Here is a 375-nt window from a genome sequence, read left to right on the forward strand (position 1 = left end):
ACTTACACCACACACTCCTTTGCGTGAACGGATTCAAAAGACGTTCACACCAGCAGAGGAGTACAAAGAAACAAGACTGCTTGCGTCCACTATGTGGTTCCCAAACAACAAACCCGCCACGGGCACGTTGCTTGAAGGAACCAAAACTGMATAACAACACCACCACCGCCCCGCCACGGGCGGTAGCGGACAAGTTGTAACCACCAGATTTCCCACCCCGGGACTCTCTACACAGACCAGGGGCGCGGACACAGGGTTACGGCGGTCATAGCGTGGGGGAAACGCCCGGTCCCATCCCGAACCCGGAAGCTAAGACCCACAGCGCCGATGGTACTGCACCCGGGAGGGTGTGGGAGAGTAGGTCACCGCCGGACA

1 rRNA gene is annotated in these 375 nt (G+C 58.3%); it reads left to right on the forward strand.

What is annotated here, in order from left to right:
- The first annotated feature begins 257 nt into the window (after positions 1–257).
- Positions 258–374: ribosomal RNA gene (gene rrf / locus AC1DB8_RS16565) — 5S ribosomal RNA — on the forward strand.
- The last annotated feature ends 1 nt before the right edge of the window (position 375 follow it).

The sequence above is a fragment of the Arthrobacter sp. 10N410 genome, from assembly GCF_056394945.1.